17 protein-coding genes are annotated in these 18,308 nt (G+C 68.6%); 2 read left to right on the top strand and 15 right to left on the bottom strand.

Annotated elements, in window-relative coordinates:
• Nucleotide 1: 1 nt before the first annotated feature.
• Nucleotides 2-346, bottom strand: a complete 345-nt coding sequence (locus tag ACTWQD_RS15375) for a hypothetical protein (RefSeq protein WP_443196994.1) — start codon at nucleotides 344-346, stop codon at nucleotides 2-4.
• A 95-nt stretch (nucleotides 347-441) separates the two neighbouring features.
• Here ACTWQD_RS15375 and ACTWQD_RS15370 point away from each other — a divergent pair, with 95 nt between their 5' ends.
• Nucleotides 442-1,302 (top strand): class I SAM-dependent methyltransferase, encoded by an 861-nt coding sequence (locus ACTWQD_RS15370; RefSeq protein ID WP_443196993.1) that lies wholly within the window; start codon nucleotides 442-444, stop codon nucleotides 1,300-1,302.
• Between the two features lie 49 nt (nucleotides 1,303-1,351).
• On the opposite strand, the gene bcp is transcribed toward ACTWQD_RS15370, so the two are convergent.
• From bcp to ACTWQD_RS15310, 12 genes are all read right to left on the bottom strand, one after another.
• Complete coding sequence (gene bcp / locus ACTWQD_RS15365; protein ID WP_443196992.1) at nucleotides 1,352-1,831, bottom strand: thioredoxin-dependent thiol peroxidase; 480 nt, start codon at nucleotides 1,829-1,831, stop codon at nucleotides 1,352-1,354.
• Between the two features lie 70 nt (nucleotides 1,832-1,901).
• On the bottom strand, nucleotides 1,902-2,606 hold the full coding sequence (locus ACTWQD_RS15360; protein WP_443196991.1) for a winged helix-turn-helix domain-containing protein: 705 nt from the start codon (nucleotides 2,604-2,606) through the stop codon (nucleotides 1,902-1,904).
• A gap of 8 nt (nucleotides 2,607-2,614) precedes the next feature.
• Complete coding sequence (gene allB / locus ACTWQD_RS15355; RefSeq protein WP_443196990.1) at nucleotides 2,615-3,958, bottom strand: allantoinase AllB; 1,344 nt, start codon at nucleotides 3,956-3,958, stop codon at nucleotides 2,615-2,617.
• Nucleotides 3,951-5,186: a glycerate kinase gene (locus ACTWQD_RS15350; protein WP_443196989.1), complete on the bottom strand. Its 1,236-nt coding sequence runs from the start codon at nucleotides 5,184-5,186 to the stop codon at nucleotides 3,951-3,953. Before ACTWQD_RS15350 ends, allB begins: the two co-directional genes overlap by 8 nt.
• Nucleotide 5,187: 1 nt before the next feature.
• Complete coding sequence (gene gcl / locus ACTWQD_RS15345) at nucleotides 5,188-6,978, bottom strand: glyoxylate carboligase (RefSeq protein ID WP_443196988.1); 1,791 nt, start codon at nucleotides 6,976-6,978, stop codon at nucleotides 5,188-5,190.
• A gap of 167 nt (nucleotides 6,979-7,145) precedes the next feature.
• Entirely contained in the window at nucleotides 7,146-8,024 is an 879-nt protein-coding gene (locus ACTWQD_RS15340; RefSeq protein WP_443196987.1) for a 2-hydroxy-3-oxopropionate reductase, read from the bottom strand.
• A 33-nt stretch (nucleotides 8,025-8,057) separates the two neighbouring features.
• Nucleotides 8,058-8,861, bottom strand: coding sequence for a hydroxypyruvate isomerase family protein (locus ACTWQD_RS15335; RefSeq protein ID WP_443196986.1), 804 nt, complete (start codon nucleotides 8,859-8,861; stop codon nucleotides 8,058-8,060).
• A gap of 193 nt (nucleotides 8,862-9,054) precedes the next feature.
• On the bottom strand, nucleotides 9,055-9,216 hold the full coding sequence (locus ACTWQD_RS15330; protein ID WP_186329146.1) for a hypothetical protein: 162 nt from the start codon (nucleotides 9,214-9,216) through the stop codon (nucleotides 9,055-9,057).
• Between the two features lie 111 nt (nucleotides 9,217-9,327).
• Entirely contained in the window at nucleotides 9,328-10,140 is an 813-nt protein-coding gene (locus ACTWQD_RS15325) for a bifunctional allantoicase/(S)-ureidoglycine aminohydrolase (protein ID WP_309815580.1), read from the bottom strand.
• 9 nt (nucleotides 10,141-10,149) lie between these two features.
• Nucleotides 10,150-11,433 carry a DUF6986 family protein gene (locus tag ACTWQD_RS15320; protein WP_443196985.1) on the bottom strand — a complete coding sequence of 428 codons (1,284 nt, stop codon included), beginning with the start codon at nucleotides 11,431-11,433 and terminating at the stop codon, nucleotides 10,150-10,152.
• Between the two features lie 3 nt (nucleotides 11,434-11,436).
• Nucleotides 11,437-13,035, bottom strand: coding sequence for a malate synthase A (gene aceB, locus ACTWQD_RS15315; protein WP_443196984.1), 1,599 nt, complete (start codon nucleotides 13,033-13,035; stop codon nucleotides 11,437-11,439).
• A 36-nt stretch (nucleotides 13,036-13,071) separates the two neighbouring features.
• Nucleotides 13,072-14,478 (bottom strand): NAD-dependent malic enzyme, encoded by a 1,407-nt coding sequence (locus tag ACTWQD_RS15310; RefSeq protein WP_443196983.1) that lies wholly within the window; start codon nucleotides 14,476-14,478, stop codon nucleotides 13,072-13,074.
• A gap of 219 nt (nucleotides 14,479-14,697) precedes the next feature.
• Here ACTWQD_RS15310 and ACTWQD_RS15305 point away from each other — a divergent pair, with 219 nt between their 5' ends.
• Nucleotides 14,698-15,453, top strand: coding sequence for an IclR family transcriptional regulator (locus ACTWQD_RS15305; protein WP_443196982.1), 756 nt, complete (start codon nucleotides 14,698-14,700; stop codon nucleotides 15,451-15,453).
• Nucleotides 15,454-15,539: 86 nt separating this feature from the next.
• Here ACTWQD_RS15305 and ACTWQD_RS15300 read toward each other — a convergent pair whose 3' ends face one another.
• Together ACTWQD_RS15300 and pucL are read right to left on the bottom strand one after the other, a co-directional pair.
• Nucleotides 15,540-17,045 (bottom strand): nucleobase:cation symporter-2 family protein, encoded by a 1,506-nt coding sequence (locus ACTWQD_RS15300; RefSeq protein WP_443196981.1) that lies wholly within the window; start codon nucleotides 17,043-17,045, stop codon nucleotides 15,540-15,542.
• A gap of 176 nt (nucleotides 17,046-17,221) precedes the next feature.
• Nucleotides 17,222-18,130, bottom strand: coding sequence for a factor-independent urate hydroxylase (gene pucL, locus ACTWQD_RS15295; protein WP_443196980.1), 909 nt, complete (start codon nucleotides 18,128-18,130; stop codon nucleotides 17,222-17,224).
• Nucleotides 18,131-18,308: the final 178 nt, after the last annotated feature.

Below are 18,308 nucleotides of genomic sequence, written 5' to 3'. Positions count from 1 at the left end.
TTCAGGCTCCCGGCCGGTCCCCGGTGTCGGGCTCGGAATCCGGGACGGACTCGACGACGGCGCGCTTGGCCCGGCGCACGCTCATCCGGTCCAGGATCAGCGCGACGACGCCGCCCAGGATCACGCCGCCGGCGCCGCAGAGGATCATGAAGAACCCGAACACCGTGCCGGCGTCGAAGCTTTCGTCACCCGGAAGACCGTAGGCGAGGTAGGCGGCCACACCGAACCCGACCAGCCCGCCCAGCACCAGGAACGGCACGTACTTCGGCGCCCGGCGCACGGTGATCTCGCGCCGTTCGGGGACCTGCTGCTCGTCTGGGGTGCCGGGGGTTTCGGGGGTAGACATGCCGTTAAGCCTACTGCCCTTCCACCCATTGCTAGGGCCGATGCGGCGGGAGCACACTAGGGGTGGGGGAGGGCTCGGACCAGCCAAGGAGCGCCATGTCAGCCTCAGCCGAGCAGATCGCCGAACAAGTCAGAAACCTCCAGCGCAGCACCTGGGACGAGTTCTCCGCCGGCTGGCGGAAATGGGACGCTGAGATTCTTGGCTGGCACGCCCCCTTCGGCGACGCTGTCATCGAGGAGGCCCGGCTCCGCCCGGACTCCGTGGTCCTGGACGTCGCGGCCGGAACCGGAGAACCGGGTCTCACCGTTGCCGCGCTTGTCCCGCGCGGAAGCGTGGTTCTGTTGGACCTGTCCGCGGGGATGCTGCGGGTTGCCGCGGAAAAAGCGGCGGACCGCGGCCTGTTCAACGTTCATCCCGCCCTCGGGGACGCCGCCGCGCTGCCGTTCGGCGACGCATCCTTCGACGCTGTGCTGTGCAGGTTCGGTGTTATGTTCTTTCCCCGGATGTCCGCCGCAGTGGGCGAGATGGCACGGGTGGCCAGGCCGGGCGCCCGGGTCAGCGCCGCCGTCTGGGGCCGGGCCGCCGAGAACCCGTGGGCCAGCCTGGTCCTCGGCACCATCGCCCGCCACACCGAACTGCAGGTGCCGCCGTCGGGCACGCCCGGGCTGTTCCGCTGCGCCGCCCAGGGGTTCATGACCCGGATCTTCCGCGACGCCGGTCTGGTGGATGTGCGGGAGCGGAAGGTCAGCACAGACCTGGTCCAGGCGTCGCCGGAACTCTACTGGGAGTTCATGACCGACATTGCCACCACCGTCGCAACGGGCCTGGCGCGCGCGGACCCGGAGGCCCGCGAACTGATCCGTTCGGACGTCTTCCAGATGCTGGGCCGCTACGAATACGACGGCGCCATCCGGCTGCGGTCCACGGCCACCATCGTGGCGGGGACCAAGCCGTAGCCGGTTTCCGCAGGAATCCGGAACAGACCCGGGAATCTGTACCGGCGCGTCAGATGCCGAGGGCTTCCTTCAGCGCCGCGACGTGTCCCTGCGCCGTCACCTGGTACTGGGCCAGCCGGACGTTGCCCTCGGGGTCCAGGACCACGGTGGAGCGGACGATGCCTTCGGTGACTTCGCCGTTGACCAGCTTTTCGCCCCAGGCGCCGTAGGCCAGCGCCACGGCGTGGTCCTCGTCGGACAGCAGCGGGAACGTGAGCGCGAAGTCGCCCGTGAATTCGGCCAGTGACTCGGGGGCGTCGGGCGAGATGCCCAGCACCTCGTAGCCGGACCCCTGCAGCGAGGCCAGGCTGTCGCGGAAGTCGCAGGCCTCGGTGGTGCAGCCGGGGGTGGCGGCTTTCGGGTAGAAGTACACAATGACGTTCTTGCCGCGGTAATCGGCCAGGGAGACCTTCTGGCCGGCGGCGTCCGGGAGCGTGAACTCCGGTGCGGGGGTGCCGGGCTGCAGCTTGACGGTCAGGTTGGTGCTCATGGGTATCCTCCGGGGGTCTGGTGGGGTGGGGTTTGTGGCGCTGGCGGTCTGCTGAGGCACAACCACGGGTTCAGATGCTGTATTCCGCCGGACCGCGCACTTTGGTCCGGGGCCCGGGCACGAACTGGTAGCCGCCGCCCCGGACCGTGGCGATCGCGTGCCGGCCGCGCCGCAGTTTGCGCCGCACCCGCCCCACGTACACATCGATGGACCGGGAGGCGGCCGCGGAGGAGTCGAACGATTCGAGGAACAGCCGCAGCTCCTCCCGGCTGACGGTGCGCGAGCAGTTCTCCACGAGATAGCGCAGCAGCCTGAATTCGACGCCGGTCAGCGCCACCGGCCGGCCGTCCAACTGCACCTCACCGGCGGCCAGGTCCACGCACACCAGGGTGCCGGGACCGGCCACCGGCGGGAGCCGGGTGGCGCCGCCAGCTTCCGGGGAGTCCTCCGGGGAGTCCGCCGGAGCGGACGACGACGGCGCCCGGGTTCCGCTGCCGGGTGTGGTGTCCGGTCCTCCCTGGGGGAGGGGCGGGGCAGCGGAGGTTGCAGCCCCGGCGGCGGGCCAGGCGTGGACTTCCGCCTCCGGGGCAATCTTCAGGGCGCGTGCCAGCAGCAGTTCCGCGGCGCGCGCCATCACGGCTTGGTCAATGTCCGGCCCGTGGCCCGGTTCAACCCAGACCGCCAGGCCGTGGGCCTTGAGCGCGGGTGCCGCGTGGGTGCGGGCCTCGGGCCCCGGTGCGCATATGCCGCGCGGGGAATGTACCTGGACAGCCATGGCGTGCCCTAGACGCCGCCGCGGCGGATCAGCTTTCCGCCCGGGGTCCGGCCGTCGATCTCATGTCCGCGCAGGTATGTCTTCCGGACCACGCCGGAGAGCGCCTTGCCGTCGTACGGGGTGATGGGGTTCTTGTGCTTGAGCTTGGACACGTCCACCACAAAGGCCTCGTCGGGCGCGAAGACCGCGAAGTCGGCGTCGTATCCGACGGCCAGCTGGCCCTTGGTGGTGAGCCGGGCCAGGGCGGCGGGCTTCTCGGCCATCCAGGACACCACCTGCTCCAGCGGGATGCCGCGGTGCCGGGCCTCGGTCCAGATGAGGGACAGGCCCAGCTGCAGTGAGGAGACCCCTCCCCACGCCACGGCGAAGTCGCCGTTATCCAGGTCCTTGAGGTCAAGGGTGGACGGGGAGTGGTCGGAGACGATGCAGTCGATGGTTCCGTCCTCCAGCCCCTTCCACAGCAGCTCGCGGTTGGAGGCCTCACGGATGGGCGGGCAGCACTTGTAGGCGGTGGCGCCGTCGGGGATTTCCTCGGCCATCAGCGTGAGGTAGTGCGGGCAGGTCTCCACGGTGAGGCGGACGCCGTCGCGCTTGGCCGTCGCGATCATGGGCAGGGCGTCGGAGGAGGACAGGTGCAGGATGTGGGCGCGGGCGCCGGTCCAGCGGGCCCGCTCGATGACCTCCGCAATGGCCTTGTTCTCGGCGCCGCGGGGCCGCGACGCCAGGAAGGTGGCGTAGTGGTCGCCGCCGGGGTGGGGTGCGCGGTCGATCGCGTGGGAGTCCTCGGCATGGACGATCATGAGCGAGTCGAAGGACTTGAGCTCGGCCATGTCCTCCTCCATCTCGTCCGCGTCCAGGTGCGGGAACTCGTCCACGCCGGAGTGCAGCAGGAAGCATTTGAACCCGAACACTCCCTCGTCGTGCAGGGCGCGCAGTTCCGCTTTGTTGCCCGGCACGGCGCCGCCCCAGAACCCGACGTCCACGAATGCCTGGTCCTCGGCCACCTCGCGCTTGAGCTTGAGTCCTTCCACGGTGGTGGTGGGCGGGATGGAATTCAGCGGCATGTCGATGATGGTGGTCACGCCGCCGGCCGCGGCGGCCCGGGTGGCGGACGCGAAGCCCTCCCATTCGGTGCGGCCGGGCTCGTTGACGTGGACGTGGGTGTCCACCAGGCCGGGGATGAGGGTCTCGTCGTCTGCGAGCTCGATCACCTCGCTGCCGGCAAGCCCGTTGCCCAGCGGCTCGAGGGCGACTATTTTGCCGCCGCGCACGCCCACCTCACGGGCCGCGATGCCGGCGGTGGTGAGGATGCGCCGGCCCCGGATGACCAGGTCAAAGCTTTCGTCAGACATTCAGGGGCTCCTTTGTGCCAGCAGTGGTTGCCGCGTGGGTGCCGGCCAGGGTGAGGCCGGCCAGGTCCGCGCCGATCAGCTTCCCCAGCTGTTCGAGCAGCGGCCCTGCCTGGGCTATACATAGTTCTACCTTGGCCTCCAGCGCGGTCAGCGGGTAGACCTGCCGGAAACCGGAATTGTTCTGTTGCTCCGGAGTAAGTGTGGTGCGGCCGCAGACGGCCACCGCCGGCACCCCGGCGCGCGCTGCCGCCCGGGCCACGCCCACCGGCGTTTTGCCGAGCAGGCTTTGTTCGTCGAGGCTGCCCTCCCCGGTGATCACCAGGTCCGCGCCGGCCAGCCGGTCGGCGAGGCCGGTGAATTCCAGCACGACGTCGATGCCCGGCCTGCGGGTCGCGGCCAGGACGGCGATGGCCGCGTAGCCCACACCGCCCGCCGCGCCGGCGCCCGGCGCCCCGGCCGCCTTCAGCGCCCGGGGGCCGATCTCGGCGGCGAGGACGTCCACAAAACGGGACAGGGCGGCGTCGAGGAGAGCCACGTCGTCCGGGGTGGCGCCCTTCTGCGGGCCGAAGACCGCGGGGGCGCCGCCAGCTCCGAGCAGCGGGTTGTCCACGTCGCTGGCCAGGATAAAGCGGGCCTCGTCCAACCGGGCATCAAAGCCCGAGAAGTCGATCCGGTCCAGGTCCCCAAGGGCGGCGCCGCCCGGCGGGAGTTCGCGGCCGGCGGCGTCCAGCAGCCGGGCACCGAGGCCCTGCAGGACGCCGGCGCCGCCGTCGGTGTTGGCACTGCCGCCGACGCCAAGGATGATCTGCCGGCAGCCGGCGTCCAGTGCGGCCCGGATCAGCTCGCCGGTGCCGAGGCTGGTGGCACTCTTGGCGCTGGCGGAATCCGGCCGGCCGCCCGTGCCGCCAGCGCCGCTGGAACCGCCCGTGCCGCCGGGAAGTGCCGCCAGCCCGGACGCGGCCGCCATTTCGATGACAGCCTCCCGGCCGCGGACCGCGAATTCGGCCCGGATCCGCTGCCCGGTGGGCCCGCTGACCAGGGCGCTGCGCCGGGCGAAGCCGGAGCCGACGGCGGCGTCGAGGGTTCCCTCGCCGCCGTCGGCCACGGGAATCCGGAGCACCTCCAGGTTGGAGCCGGTGGCGGCCTGGAGTCCTGCTTCGAGGCGCAGGGCCACCTCCGGGGCGGACAGCGAGCCCTTGAACTTGTCCGGAGCGATGACCACCCGCATCTCAGGCCTGCAGGGCCAGGATGGCGGTAGGGGCGTCCTCGCGGGTCTCGGCCAGCGCCTCGAACTCGTTGACGGCGTTGATCTCCACACCCATGGAGATGTTGGTGACCTTCTCCAGGATCACCTCGACCACTACGGGAACCTGGAACTCGCCGGCCAGCGCCTTGGCCTTGCCGAACGCGGACGCCAGGTCCTTGGGGTCCTCCACCCGGAGGGCCTTGCAGCCCAGGCCCTCGGCAACCTTGACGTGGTCCACGCCGTAGCCGCTGGCGTTCGCGGAGAGGTCCGTGGAGTTGATGTTCTCGAAGGCCAGGGACACGTTCTGTTCCATGTTGAAGCCGCGCTGGGACTGGCGGATCAGGCCCAGGTACGAGTTGTTGACCACCACGTGGATGTACGGCAGGTTGAACTGCGCGCCGACGGCCAGCTCCTCGATCATGAACTGGAAGTCGTAGTCACCGGACAGCGCGACGACGGTCTGGTCGGGCTTGCCGCGCACGACGCCGAGGGCGGCCGGGGCGGTCCAGCCCAGCGGGCCGGCCTGGCCGGCGTTGATCCACTGCCGCGGCCCGAAGACGTGCAGCATCTGGGCGCCGGCGATCTGGGACAGACCGATCGTGGAGACGTACGTGGTGTCCTTGCCGAACGCCTTGTTCATCTCCTCGTAGACACGCTGGGGCTTGATGGGGATGTTGTCGAAGTGCGTCTTGCGGTGCATCGTGGCCTTGCGCTGCGCGCATTCAGCAGCCCAGCCGGAGTAGTCCGGCAGGGTCCCGGCGGCCTGGCGCTCCCGGGCCAGGTCCACCAGCCCGGTGAGGGCGGCACCGGCGTCGGAGGCGATGCCCAGATCCGGGGAAAAAACCCGGCCGATCTGGGTGGGCTCGATGTCGATGTGCACGAACGTCCGGCCGGCGGTGTACGTGTCCAGGCCCCCGGTGTGGCGGTTGGCCCAGCGGTTGCCGATCCCGATGACGAAGTCGGACGCCAGCATGGTCTCGTTGCCGTAGCGGTGGCTGGTCTGCAGGCCCACCATGCCGGCCATGAGCGGGTGGTCGTCGGCGATCGCGCCCCACCCCATCAGGGTGGGGATGACCGGAACGCCCAGCACCTCGGCCAGTTCCACCAGCTGCGCGGATGCGCCGGCGTTGATGACGCCGCCGCCGGCCACGATCAGCGGGTGCTTGGCTGCGGTGAGCATGTCCAGTGCCTTCTCCAGCTGGCGACGGCTGGCCGCGGGCTTCTCGACGGGCAGGGGCTCGTAGGTGTCGATGTCGAACTCGATCTCGGCCAGCTGCACGTCGATGGGCAGGTCCAGCAGCACCGGGCCCGGGCGGCCGGAGCGCATCAGCTGGAACGCCTTCTGGAACGCGCCGGGGACCTGGCCCGGCTCCAGGATGGTCATGGCCATTTTGGTGACGGGCTTGGCGATGGATTCGATGTCCACGGCCTGGAAGTCTTCCTTGTGCAGTTTGGCCACGGGGGCCTGGCCGGTGATGCAGAGCATGGGGATGGAATCGGCCCAGGCGGCGTAGAGGCCGGTGATCATGTCCGTGCCGGCGGGCCCGGAGGTGCCGATGCAGATGCCGATGTTCCCGTCCTGGGCCCGGCTGTAGCCGTCCGCCATGTGGCTGGCGCCTTCGACGTGGCGGGCCAGGGTGTGGCGGATGCCGCCGTGGTTCCGCATGGCGGAGTAGAAGGGGTTGATGGCCGCACCTGGCAGGCCGAACGCCTCGGTGGCGCCCTCCTTTTCCAGGATGGCGATGGCAGCGTCTACGGTGCGCATCTTTGTCATGGGGTGCTCCTTGAAAGTCTGATTTTGGGTGTGCTGAAGGAAGGCCCGGCGGTCCGGGGGCACTTTGGCGTGCTTTTGGGCGGGAACGACGGCGGCTGGCCGGCGTTTCGTGTCAATGTGCCCCCGGAGGGAGGCGGGGCCGGATGGGGGCCGGTGAGGAGAGGGGGTTACTTCCGGCCGGAGAGCTGCAGGACCTGCTTGAAGAGTCCGGAGTGGTCCAGTGCGCCGTCGCCCTGGTTGACGGTGGCGGCGACAAGCTGGGCGGCGAGGGCGCCGAGGGGGACGGCGACGTTCGCTTCGCGGGCGGCGGAGGTGACGATGCCCAGGTCCTTGTGGTGCAGGGCCAGGCGGAAGCCGGGGTCGAAGTTGCGGTCCAGCATCTTCTGTCCCTTCTGGTCCAGGACCTTGGAGCCGGCCAGGCCGCCGCCGAGGACCTTGAGGGCCGCGTCCGTGTCCACCTCGTAGGCCTCGAGGAAGGCGATGGCCTCGGCCAGGACCTCGATGTTGACGGCGACAATCAGCTGGTTGGCGGCCTTGACGGTTTGGCCGGAGCCGGACGGGCCGACGTGCACGATGGTTTTGCCCACGGCGGTGAGGACATCCTGGGCGGCCTCGAAGTCCGCCGCGTCGCCGCCGACCATGATGGACAGGGCGGCATCGATGGCGCCCTGTTCGCCGCCGGAGACCGGGGCGTCCAGGGGGCGGATGCCGGCGGCGGTGGCGTCGCCGGCGAGGCGCTTGGCGACGTCGGGCCGGATGCTGGACGCGTCGATCCACAGGGCCCCCTGCTTGGCGTTGGCGAAGACGCCGTCGGGGCCGCTCACCACGCCTTCGACGTCGGGAGAGTCCGGCACCATGGTGATGACGACGTCGGCGTCCTTGACGGCCTCGGCGATGCTCGCGGCACCCTTGCCGCCTTCGGAGACGAGCTTGTCGATCTTGTCCTGGCTGCGGTTGAAGCCGGTGACGGTGTGGCCGGCGTTGACGAGGTTGATGGCCATGGGCAGGCCCATGATTCCGAGTCCGATGACTGCAACGTTGCTCATGAGGGTTCTCTTTCCTGAAGGCTGAAGGATGTTCTAGCGCGTGTGTGCTTTTTCGCGGATGGCCCAGGCGAAGGCGGTTTCCACCGGTTCCTTGTATTCGAGGCCGATGTAGCCCTCGTAGCCCAGTTCGCGGCTGCGGGCGATCCATTCGCCGAGGGCAAGCTCACCGGTTCCGGGAGCCCCGCGGCCGGGGTTGTCGGCAATCTGGATGTGGCCGAAGTCTTTGGCGTGGTTCTCGATCACGGCGGCCACGTCGTCGCCGTTGACGGCGAGGTGGTAGAAGTCGGCGAGGAGCTTGATGTTCGCCGCGCCGGCTTCCTCCTGCACCCGGGCGATGACCTGCAGGGCATCGTCCGCGGTGAGGAGCGGGTAGCGCGGGGCGCCGCTGACGGGTTCCAGCAGCACGGTTCCGCCGATGCCGGCGACGCCTGCGGCGGCGGCCGCGAGGTTCGCCACGGCCAGTTCGTCCTGGGCCTCCGGGGTGTGCCCGTCCTGCCGGTTGCCGTAGAGGGCGTTGAAGGCCTTGCAGCCCAGGCGCCCGCCGATGCCGGCGACGACGTCGATGTTGTCCTTGAACTCGGAGCAGCGGCCCTTCCAGGACACCAGGCCCCGGTCCCCGCCCGGCATGTCGCCGGCGTTGAAGTTGAGGCCGGTGAGCTGGACGCCGGCGTCGGTGATGGCCTGCTCGAAGCGGGTGACCTCGGCGTCGCCGGGGACGGACTCGGCGAACGGCCACCAGAACTCGACGGCGTCGAAGCCGGCGGCCTTCGCCGCGGCGGGACGCTCGAGGAGGGGCAGTTCGGTGAGGAGGATGGAGCAGTTCACGGTGTAGGTCATGGCGGTGTCTTTCCGGTGAAGGCGGAACTGGAGCCCGGGCGGCGTTGCCCTGTGGGGCTTCAGTCTGTTCAAGGCGTTCAAGCTATTTCCGCTTTGTGGAATCTTAATTCTGCTTTATGAAAAGTCTAGGGAAGGTAGGGCAGGTGAGTCAAGGGGGTGACGGGCGGGGTGTGTCTATGACAGGGGGATATTCCTAGCCCTTGGAAGGGTCCTTCCGGGCGGCCAGGCCCACGAGCGCGCCGACGCCAAGGCCAACCAGCAGGCCGGTGAACGGCTTGTCGGCGCTGACCACGCCGATCACCAGGCCCAGGGCCGCGCCCACGAGCATGCCGATCCACAGGCGTTCGTATTTCACAGCCTCAGGCTAGCAAGCGCCGCCGCAGGCACAAGGGGGCCAGCGCACAAGGGGGCGTGCAGAAAGGGGTCCGCCCCGCAGTGCGGAACGGACCCCTGGTGCGGCCGGCTCTTAGGTGAGGCGGATCTGGCGGTTCATGTCCTTGTACAACAGGTAACGGAACTGGCCGGGACCACCGGCATAGCAGGCCTGCGGGCAGAAAGCGCGCAGCCACATGAAGTCGCCGGCCTCCACCTCAACCCAGTCGTTGTTGAGCAGGTACATGGCCTTGCCCTCCAGGACGTACAGGCCGTGCTCCATGACGTGGGTCTCCGGAAACGGGATGACCCCGCCCGGCTGGAACGTCACAATGTTCACCTGCATGTCATGGGCCAGATCGCTGGAATCCGTGAAGCGGGTGGTTTTCCAGGCGCCGTTGGTATCCGGCATCGCGGTGGGCTCCACCTCGGCATCACTGGTAACGAAGGACTTTGCCTCGTAACCCTCAAGCCGCTCGTAGGCCTTGCGGATCCATTGGAAGGAGACAATGTCATCCGAGACGTTCTCCAGACCCCATGTGGCACCGGCGGCCAGGTACGCGTAGCCGCCTTCCTCGAGCTGGTGCAGTTCGCCGTCGAGGGTCAGGTTGACCTTGCCCTTGGTGACGAAGACAACGCCTTCAACACCTGCCTCGAACTCGGCCTTGGGGGCGCCGCCGCCGGGACCGATCTCAACGATCAGCTGCGAGAACGTGGTGGCAAACCCGGAGATCGGGCGGGCCAGGATCCAGGAGCGGGTGTTGGAGAAACCCGGCAGGGTGCTGGTCACGATGTCGGTCATGACGCCCTTGGGGATGACCGTGTAGGCCTCCGTGACGATGGCCCGTTCCGTGGTGAGGTGAGTCTGCGGCGGCAGTCCGCCCTGAGGGTAGTAGTACTTGCCCATCATTGGTCCTTACTTCGAAGTGGAGTGGGCCAGCCGGGGGTGGGCCAGCGCAGCAAGTTGGGGGAGTCCGACGCCGGCCAGCGCCAGTACTTCATCCGCGCCGACGGCGCCGCACTGGACGCCGCGAAGCACAAAGGCGGCGAGCGCCCGGGCCGTGGCGGGTTCGTCCATCACGGCGCCCTCGGTGCGCTCCACGTAGTTGCGGAGCCGGGCGGCGGCGGCGGGCAGGCCCTGCCGGTAGAACGCGTAGGTGGCGGCGAAGCGGCTTGGCAGCTGGGCGGGGTGCAGGTCCCAGCCCTGGTAGTAGCCGCGCTCCAGCGAGCGGCGGACCAGCCGGCCGTGGAGCCGCCAGGCGTCCTGCACGCCGTCGCCGACGGGCATGACGTTGGTGGACCCGTCGGAGAGCCGGATGCCGGTGCCCGCGACGGCTAGCTGCATGACCTCTTTCGCGTAGTCCGCCACCGGGTGTTCCATGGACTGGTACTCCGCCGAGATCTGCAGCGACGCCGAGTAGTCGTAAGTGCCGTAGTGCAGAGCGCTGATCCGGCCGGGGACGGCGTGCGGCAGCTGCGCCACCGGGGAGGTGCCATCCGGGCCCAGGATCAGCTGCGGGGTTTCCACCTGCACCTCGAACCGCAGGCGCCCGGCGGGCAGGGAGTGGATTTCCTCCAGCCGGGACACGGCGTAGTCCATCGCCTGCACCTGGGCCACGGTGCTGACCTTGGGCAGGGTGAGCACCAGCCCGTCCGGAAGCTCGCCGGCCGCGGCGAGTCCGGAGACGAACAGGTCCAGGGTGCGCAGGCCGCGGGCGCGGGTGGGCGCCTCGAAGCACTTGAACCGGATGCCGATGAACGGCGGGGCGCTGCCGTTGGCCACTGCCGCGGCGACGGCGGCCGCGGCGGCGGTAGCGTCCGCGTCCTCCGCCTCGTCGCCCCGGTCGCCGTAGCCGTCCTCGAAGTCCAGCCGCAGGTCCTCGATGGGCTCGCTGCCGAGCTTTGCGGCCACGCGGGGTGCGACGGCGGCGGCCAGGTCCGTGTCCTGGCCAAGGAGCATGCCCAGCCGTTCCAGCCCGCCGTGGGCATCCGCCGCGGCCAGGGCCTGGGCGCCCCAGCCGGCGGCGAAGCCGGGCGTGAAGCGGTCGGCCGGGACGTAGACGGTGTGCACCGGCTGGCGCGTGCCGTCGTCGCCCGGGTAGTTCCGCTCCAGCAGGAGGTCCGTGGCCGCCAGCCGGGCATCAATCTGCGCCAGGTCCGCGCCGGAGAGGGCGGGCGTCCCGGAGGGAGGTACAGCCACGGCTCAGCCCACCAGTTCGTAGGCCGGCGTGGTGAGGAAGTCCGTGTACTCCTCGGCGAGGCAGATGTCCGCGATGAGCTTGCTGGCGGGCAGGTAGTGCTTCGCGAACGCGTCCTCTCCCACCTCGCCGCGGAGCTTCTCGGTTTCCTCCGCGAGGATGGTGGCCACCAGTTCCCGGGTCACGGTCCGGCCGGTGTCCGCGAGGACCACTTCGTTGCGGATCTGCTGCCAGACCTGCGAGCGGGAGATTTCCGCCGTCGCCGCGTCCTCCATGAGGTTGTGGATGGCGACGGCGCCGTTGCCGGAGATCCACACCGCGGTGTAGGCGGTGGCCACGTACAGGTTCTGCCGCAGGCCCGCCTCGGTGACCGTTCCGTCGGCGGAGGCCACGTCCAGGAGCTGCTCCGCGGTGACGGAGACCTCCGGGCGCTGCCGGTCCAGCTGGTTCGGGCGTTCGCCGAGGACGCCGTCGAACACCTCGCGGCAGACCGGCACCAGGTCCGGGTGGGCCACCCAGGAGCCGTCGAAGCCGTCGTTCGCCTCGCGGGTCTTGTCCGCCCGCACCTTCTCGAATGCCTGGGCGGTGACTTCGGGTTCGCGGCGGTTGGGGATGACGGCGGCCATGCCGCCCATGGCGAAGGCGCCGCGGTGGTGGCAGGTCTTGACCAGCAGCTCGGTGTAGGCGCGCATGAACGGTGCCGTCATGGCCACGGTGGCGCGGTCCGGCAGTACAAAGCGGGCGCCGGCGTCGCGGAAGTACTTGATGATGCTGAACAGGTAGTCCCAGCGGCCGGCGTTCAGGCCGGAGGCGTGGTCGCGGAGCTCGTAGAGGATCTCGTCCATTTCGAAGGCCGCCGGGATGGTCTCGATCAGCACCGTGGCGCGGATGGTCCCCTGCGGGAGGCCGAGGTAGTCCTGGGCAAAGACGAAGACGTCGTTCCAGAGCCGGGCCTCGAGGTGGCTCTCCATCTTGGGCAGGTAGTAGTACGGCCCCTGGCCGTTTTCCACCAACTGCTTCGCGGTGTGGAAGAAGTGCAGGCCGAAGTCCACCAGGGCGCCCACGGTGTGCTCGCCGCCGATCAGCAGGTGCCGCTCGCTCATGTGCCAGCCGCGCGGCCGCGCCACCACAACGGCCAGCGGGGCGTCGGTCCGCAGCTTGTATTCCTTGCCGTCCGGGGCGGTGTAGGCCAGGGTTCCGGCGGCGGCGTCACGGAGGTTGAGGATCGATTCGATCACGTTGGACCAGGTGGGGGTGCTGGCGTCCTCGAGGTCCGCGAGCCACACCTTCGCGCCGGAGTTCAGGGCGTTGATGGCCATTTTGGCCGGTGCGGCCGGGCCCGTCATTTCGACGCGGCGGTCCTGCAGGGCCGCGGGGGCCGGGGCCACGGTCCAGTCGCCCTCGCGGACATCGCGGGTTTCCGGCAGGAAATCGAGCCGGCCGGTGCGGGCCACCTCCTCGCGCTTGACCGCGCGGGCCTTGAGCAGCTCGCCGCGGGTGGCGGCGAACCGCTGGTGCAGTTCCTCAATGAAGGCCAGCGCCTCCGGGGTGAGGATCTCCTCCGCGCGGTCGACGGGGCGGTGGGCTGAAATGGTGAGAGCCATGGTGGTCCTTTCCTGGTCTGTACAGCAGGCGGTGAATCAGGCGTGGGCGAGCGCGGGGGCCGGCGCCTGGGCGGCCGCCGCCACGGCGGCGGCGACGTCGGCGGCGACGTGCGGGTCGAAGACGCTGGGGATGATGTAGCTGGCGTTGAGCTCGTCGTCGGCCACGCGGTTGGCGATCGCCTCGGCGGCGGCCACCAGCATTTCGGGGGTGATGTCCGCGGCGCCCGCGTCCAGCAGTCCGCGGAAGAATCCGGGGAAGGCCAGCACGTTGTTGATCTGGTTGGGGAAGTCGCTCCGGCCGGTTGCCACGACGGCGGCGTGCCGGGACGCGACCACCGGGTCGATTTCCGGCGTGGGGTTGGCCATGGCGAACACAATAGCGTCCTTGGCCATCGATGCCACCTGCTCCTCGCCGATCACGTGCGGCGCGCTGACACCGATGAACACGTCGGCTCCCTTGAGCGCTTCGTGCAGGGTGCCGGAGAAGCCCTGTTCGTTGGTGTTTTCGGCGATCCAGGTGCGGTGCTCGTCGTCGTACTGTTCGCCGAAGTGGATGGCACCCGAGCGGCCGGCGGCGATGATGTTCCGGGCGCCCTGGGCCTTGAGCAGCTGGATGATGGCGGAACCGGCCGCGCCGACGCCGGAAACCACAATCCGCACCTCGGAGAGCTTCTTGCCCACCACGCGCAGGGCGTTGACCAGGGCGGCCAGGGTGACGATGGCGGTCCCGTGCTGGTCGTCGTGGAACACCGGGATGTCGAGTTCCTCACGGAGCCGGTTTTCGATCTCGAAGCAGCGCGGCGCGGCGATGTCCTCGAGGTTGACGCCGCCGTAGACCGGGGCGAGGGCTTTGACGATCCGGATGATCTCCTCGGTGTCCTGGGTGTCCAGGCAGACCGGCCACGCATCGACGTTGGCGAACTGCTTGAAGAGCGCCGCTTTGCCTTCCATCACCGGCAGTGCGGCGGCCGGGCCGATGTTGCCCAGGCCCAGCACGGCGGAGCCGTCGGTCACGACGGCGATCGTGTTGCGCTTGACGGTCAGGTTGCGCGCGGCGGCGGGGTCCTCGGCGATGGCCAGGCAGACGCGTGCCACACCGGGTGTGTAGGCGCGGGAGAGATCGTCGCGGTTGCGGAGGGCCACCTTCGGGACCACCTCGAGCTTGCCGCCGAGGTGCATCAGGAAGGTGCGGTCGGAGACGTTGCGGACCGTGACGCCGTCGAGCGCGTTCAGGGCGTCCTTGACGCGTGCGGCGTGGTCATCGTCCGTGGTGTTGCAGGTGACGTCGACCACCAGGGTCTCGTGGTGGGACTCGGTGACGTCCAGGGCCGTGATGGCCGCTCCGGCAGCGCCGACGGCGGCGGCCAGCTCGGACGTGGCGGTGAAGCTGGACGGTGCCTCCACGCGCAGGGTGATCGAATTTCCGGGGCTGGGATTCGCCATTGAATGTTCCTCCTGGTCGGCCCGCTGGCGGGCGTTCGCTCTCTAACTTATTTCGTATTATGGATATTATTATCTACTTTGTGGAAATACAAGCTCTTGCGGCCGATGTGACCCGTGCATCGACGGCGGCCGGGCGGTGCTGTATCTTGGGTCTTCTAAGCACTTTTTTCACCATGTGGATAAAAGTTGTCGCAAACGAACTCTCAGGAGACCCAAGCCATGGCGGAAAAAGCCACCGGAGGCGTGCAGTCCGTTGAACGCGTTTTCGAACTGCTGGAACTGATCACGGATGCCGGCGGCGACGTCACCCTCAGCGAACTGTCGTCCTCCACGGACCTGCCGCTGCCCACCATCCACCGGCTGCTCCGCACCCTGGTCACCCTGGGCTACATCCGGCAGCTGCCCAACCGCCGCTATGCGCTGGGCCCGCGCCTGATCCGGCTGGGCGAGGCGGCGAACAAGCAGCTGGGGGCGCTGGCCCGGCCGCAGCTGCAGTCCCTCGTGGAACGCCTCGGGGAAACCGCCAACATGGCAGTGCTGGACTCGGACATGGTGATGTACGTGGCGCAGGTCCCGTCCCTGCACTCGATGCGGATGATCACCGAGGTGGGCCGCCGCGGCTACATGCACGCCACCGGGATGGGCAAGGCCATCCTGGCCGAGCTCGACGACGAGACGGTGCGCGGCATCGTCACCCGGAAGGGCATGCCCACGCCCACGCCGAAGAGCATCGGCGACGTCGAGGCCCTGTTTGCGGACCTCAAGCTGATCCGGGACCGCGGCTATTCCATCGACGAGGAGGAGCAGGAACTCGGCGTGCGCTGCTTCGCGATCGCCATTCCCAATGCGCCCACCCCGGCGGCCATCTCCGTCTCCGGCCCGGTGTCCCGCGTGGACGAGGGCTTCGCGGAGCGGGCGGTGCCGCTGTTGCGCGAGGCGGCGCTGGCCATTTCCCAGGACCTCAACAAGGGCTGACGCCCGGCCGTTTCCGGGCCCGTAAGCCACAACAGCGGCCCCTTCCCCGTCCGGGGAAGGGGCCGCTGCTGTAAGGCAGGGAGCTGTCAGTGGTCGGATTTCGACGCCGACTCCACGGGAACTTCCTTGCCGTCGCAGTCGATCAGCTTGCCGTTTTCGAAGCGGTCGCCCTCGGCCAGGCACTTGAGGTCCTGTTCCTGGACAATCCGTTCGGTGCCGGCCACAAACACCGACTGGTTCTCCGAGTTGCCCGCCTTGAGGTGGTTGAACAGCAGGTTCAGCAGGATGGCCATCACCGCAGCGGAGCTGATGCCGGAGTGGAAGATGGTGGCGAACCAGGACGGGAATTGGTCGTAGAACGTTGGGGCGGCAATCGGGATCATGCCGAAGCCGATCGACGCGGCCACGATGACCAGGTTCATGTTGTTCTTGTACTCCACCTTCGCCAGGGTTCGGATGCCGCTGGCGGCGACCGTGCCGAACAGGACCACGCCCGCGCCGCCCAGCACCGGGGTGGGCACCGCGGCGACCACCCGGCCGAGGACCGGGAGGAGGCCCAGGATCACCAGGATGGCGCCGCCGGCGCTGACCACAAAGCGGCTCTTGACGCCCGTGATGGCCACCAGCCCCACGTTCTGGGCGAAAGCGCTCTGGGTGAAGGAGTTGAACAGCGGGGAGATGGCGCTGGAGAGCATGTCGGCCCGCAGGCCGTCGCCGATGCGCTTGGAGTCCACCTTGGTCCCGACGATCTCGCCGACGGCGATGATGTCCGCGGACGTCTCCGTCAGGGTCACCAGGATCACGATCAGCATCGAGATGATCGCCGCCACGTGGAACGTGGGCGGCCCGAAGGCGAACGGGGTGGGGAACGCCACGATGTCGCCCTGCGCCACCTTGGAGAAGTCGGTCATGCCGGCGAAGAAGGCGATGACAGTGCCCAGCACCATGGCCAGGAGGATGGACAGCCGGGAGACGGTGGCGCTGCCCACCTTGCTCAGGAGCAGCACAATCGCCATGGTGACGGCCGCGAGGCCGATGTTGGCCACCGAACCGTAGTTCGGTGCCGCCTTGTTGCCGCCCATGGCCCAGTTGGCGGCCACCGGCATCAGGGTCAGCCCGATCACGGTGATGACCGTGCCGGTGACCACCGGCGGGAAGAAGCGGATGATCTTGGAGAACAGGGGCGTGATCAGCAGGCCGATCAGGGAGGCTGCGATCACCGAGCCGAAGACGGACTGGATGCCGCCGCCCTCGTCCACAATCGCCACCATGGTGGAGACGCCGGCGAAGGAGACGCCCTGGACCAGCGGCAGCCGGGAGCCGAAGAACGGGATGCCGATGGTCTGGAGAATGGTGGCGAGGCCGCCCACAAAGAGGCAGGCCGCGATCAGGAGCCCGATTTCCTCCGACGGCATTCCGGCGGCCGCGCCGATGATCAGCGGGGGTGCGATGATGCCGCCGTACATCGTCAGGACGTGCTGAAGGCCGTAGGCGAAAGTGCTCCCAATCGGGAGCCGCTCGTCCTCGGGCCGGCCGGTGGTGGTGCTGCCGGAGCGGGACTTGGCCGCCGACTGCTTCTTTTTCATGTTCATGGCAGACTTTCTTGGTTCATGGCAGACGTCTTTGTCTGGCTAACGGTGTCTGGCTAACAGATGTGGTTTTTTGGGGGAGCCGCCGTCTGTTCCGGGGCCGGGGCTGGTGCGGGGCCCCGGAACGGGCGGCGGTTTCCAGATTGGCGGCTCCAAACGGCAGAGCCGGAAAGGGTTTTCTAGCAGAAGCCGGCGATGCCGGACCAGGCGATCTCGGCCGGTGCTGCGTTCTCGCGCTGGACCGTGGCCTCGATCAGGCCGTACGGGCGGTCGGCGGCAAAGAAGACCTCGTTGGGGTTGTCGAGGCCGAACGGCGAGAGGTCCACCAGGAAGTGGTGCTTGTTGGGCATCGAGAACTTGATTTCCTCGATGTCGCTGTGCGCCTCAAGGACCTTGGTGCCCATGTCGAACAGGGTCTGCTGCAGCGCGTGGGAGTACTTTTCGGTGAAGCCCTCCAGGAGGAGCGCCTTCACGTCGTCGTAGCTCTTGTTGAAGTCGAGGGAGCCGAAATCCGTGCCGGTGCTGTAGCGCCAGCGGGCGGAAACGTCGGTGGCCAGGATCCGGTCCGTGGTTTCCGGCAGGGTGGTGTACTTGTCCCGCGGATAGCCGACGAAGCCTGACTGGGTGGATTTGAGGACGGTCAGGTCCTTCAGTCCGGAGATGAGGTGCCGGTCGGCGCCGTCGCGGACCAGCACGGCGGTCCGGACCTCCTGGCCGTTGCGGACGAAGGAGTGGTCGTGAGCCGCGCCGTGCGCCTGGATGCGGTCCCAGCTGTAGGACTCCGCCTCCCACCGGCCGCCCGTGACCCAGTCAAAGCTGGAGGTGAAGTGCTCGCCGAGCCGGAGCAGGAAGGCCTCCGGGGAGCCGATGCCCTCCCGGGCGAACGCGTAGATGGTGTTCTTCTGCGTGTCTGTTGCCACGACGTGGCTGTTGTCGCCGTCGAGGTGGGCCGCGGCGAAGTCGCCGCGGAGCTGCGACGTGACGTTCAGGTCTTCGATCTCGTGGCGTGCCGTGTCGCGGGTGATCTTGACGACGCGGACTTCGGCCTTACCGTACTGGTTCTGTCCAAGGACGATCTTGTTGTTCATGGTGGGGTTCCCAACTTCCGGTATGTGGAATCAAATTCCCACATAGAAATTTCGTACGCGTTTCGCGTTCGTTTCTTTTCCCGCCGGCCCACAAAAAAGAGCCGACGTCAGTTGACGCCAGCTCATTACAACCCTGCCTGCTGCTCCCAGGTTACGTGACCTGCGCCACGAGTTAGCT

The organism is Pseudarthrobacter sp. 1C304, from assembly GCF_052245515.1.
Classification (GTDB): Bacteria; Actinomycetota; Actinomycetes; order Actinomycetales; family Micrococcaceae; genus Arthrobacter.
Note: the sequence above shows the minus strand (reverse complement) of the source record. Positions and strands in the feature narration are given on the sequence as shown.

Excerpts from the sequence above, each read along its gene's own strand:
- ACTWQD_RS15340 (WP_443196987.1), bottom strand. The coding sequence starts at position 8,024 with ATGAGCAACGTTGCAGTCATCGGACTCGGAATCATGGGCCTGCCCATG.
- ACTWQD_RS15325 (WP_309815580.1), bottom strand. The coding sequence starts at position 10,140 with ATGGGCAAGTACTACTACCCTCAGGGCGGACTGCCGCCGCAGACTCAC.
- ACTWQD_RS15310 (WP_443196983.1), bottom strand. The coding sequence starts at position 14,478 with ATGGCGAATCCCAGCCCCGGAAATTCGATCACCCTGCGCGTGGAGGCA.
- ACTWQD_RS15370 (WP_443196993.1), top strand. The coding sequence starts at position 442 with ATGTCAGCCTCAGCCGAGCAGATCGCCGAACAAGTCAGAAACCTCCAG.
- ACTWQD_RS15375 (WP_443196994.1), bottom strand. The coding sequence starts at position 346 with ATGTCTACCCCCGAAACCCCCGGCACCCCAGACGAGCAGCAGGTCCCC.
- allB (WP_443196990.1), bottom strand. The coding sequence starts at position 3,958 with ATGTCTGACGAAAGCTTTGACCTGGTCATCCGGGGCCGGCGCATCCTC.
- ACTWQD_RS15335 (WP_443196986.1), bottom strand. The coding sequence starts at position 8,861 with ATGACCTACACCGTGAACTGCTCCATCCTCCTCACCGAACTGCCCCTC.
- ACTWQD_RS15360 (WP_443196991.1), bottom strand. The coding sequence starts at position 2,606 with ATGGCTGTCCAGGTACATTCCCCGCGCGGCATATGCGCACCGGGGCCC.
- aceB (WP_443196984.1), bottom strand. The coding sequence starts at position 13,035 with ATGGCTCTCACCATTTCAGCCCACCGCCCCGTCGACCGCGCGGAGGAG.
- ACTWQD_RS15305 (WP_443196982.1), top strand. The coding sequence starts at position 14,698 with ATGGCGGAAAAAGCCACCGGAGGCGTGCAGTCCGTTGAACGCGTTTTC.
- ACTWQD_RS15300 (WP_443196981.1), bottom strand. The coding sequence starts at position 17,045 with ATGAACATGAAAAAGAAGCAGTCGGCGGCCAAGTCCCGCTCCGGCAGC.
- bcp (WP_443196992.1), bottom strand. The coding sequence starts at position 1,831 with ATGAGCACCAACCTGACCGTCAAGCTGCAGCCCGGCACCCCCGCACCG.
- pucL (WP_443196980.1), bottom strand. The coding sequence starts at position 18,130 with ATGAACAACAAGATCGTCCTTGGACAGAACCAGTACGGTAAGGCCGAA.
- gcl (WP_443196988.1), bottom strand. The coding sequence starts at position 6,978 with ATGACAAAGATGCGCACCGTAGACGCTGCCATCGCCATCCTGGAAAAG.
- ACTWQD_RS15350 (WP_443196989.1), bottom strand. The coding sequence starts at position 5,186 with ATGCGGGTGGTCATCGCTCCGGACAAGTTCAAGGGCTCGCTGTCCGCC.